This window comes from Oleiphilus sp. HI0086 (assembly GCF_001635225.1).
Genome location: NZ_LWFZ01001069.1, coordinates 1 through 1,189 on the forward strand (window position 1 = coordinate 1; position 1,189 = coordinate 1,189).

At 45.8% G+C, this 1,189-nt stretch carries 1 protein-coding gene; it reads left to right on the forward strand.

The annotated features are described in order from the left end of the window. Positions 1-189 precede the first annotated feature (189 nt). The gene (gene rluB, locus A3756_RS19040) at positions 190-1,134 is read left to right on the forward strand and encodes a 23S rRNA pseudouridine(2605) synthase RluB (protein ID WP_082865178.1); all 945 of its coding nucleotides are present in this window, start codon (positions 190-192) and stop codon (positions 1,132-1,134) included. Positions 1,135-1,189 lie beyond the last annotated feature (55 nt).

Sequence of the window (1,189 nt, forward strand, 5' to 3'; positions counted from 1 at the left end):
CAGCAGTTCATGAATATGCTGATCTTCAGGCAGAGATTTTAAAAGTTAGCCTGACGCAAAATTCCTAAGCAATAAGTTCCGGGCTTAGTGACTACGCAATAGTTCCTCAGCCCTGGTTTTTTATTGGCGAATACCCTCTGCTGACCTACAATGGTTGCAGCATATAAATTTCACCTAATGAGCATTTTAATGACCAAGAAGTCAGATACTGATCTACAACAAACTCCTGTCAGCGAAAGCGATCTTGACGAAAGCTTACAAGCTGAAAGTAGTGCCACGGCTCCTGTTGGTGAGCGCCTACAGAAGGTTCTTGCGCAAGCCGGCCTTGCTTCTCGCCGCGAGCTAGAACGCTGGATAAGCCAGGGCCGAGTGAAGGTAAATGGTGAAGTTGCTTCATTGGGCTTGCGGGTTGTACCAAGTGATAAAGTTTATGTAGATGATCGTTTTGTAAAAATGCCTAGAAGGTCTGAACAAGAATATAAGGTTATTGTTTATTCCAAGCCTGAAGGGGTTGTCTGTACACATTCTGACCCTGAAGGGCGACCAACCGTCTTTGATAACCTGCCGAAGCTTGAGGGGCAGCGCTGGATATCGGTAGGTCGTCTGGATATTAATACTAGCGGTTTGTTGATTTTGACAACCGATGGCGAATTAGCTAATCGCTTAATGCATCCATCTTACGGTGTTGATCGCGAGTACGCAGTTCGGATCCATGGTGAAGTCGATGGCGCGATGCTCGAAAGACTTAAGCAAGGTGTGTTACTCGATGACGGACTTGCCAAGTTTACCGACGTTCAAGAATACGGTGGCGAGGGCCGCAATAAGTGGTTTCACGTTGTTGTCATGGAAGGTCGTAATCGAGAGGTTCGTCGCTTATGGGAGTCTCAGGAAGTTCAGGTAAGCAGGCTTAAGCGTGTACGCTACGGCTGTATATTTATGCCAAGTCGTTTAAAGGTTGGCGCCTGGGAAGAGCTTAAGGTTAAGGATATTAACGAATTGCGAGATTTGGTTAACTTGCCTCCTATCAAGCATAGGCAGAAAACTAGTCAGGAAATCGCTAAAGAAAGCAGGGCACACACTAAAGCGGTTAAGAAAGGCGTTAAGCAGGCTCGACGTCCTAGTAAGCGGAGATAGTGATTTTAAAAATCTCCCTAATGTAAGAAAGTTGCTGTAAGCCCCAGATTTTGTT

Excerpts from the sequence above, each read along its gene's own strand:
- rluB (WP_082865178.1), top strand. The coding sequence starts at position 190 with ATGACCAAGAAGTCAGATACTGATCTACAACAAACTCCTGTCAGCGAA.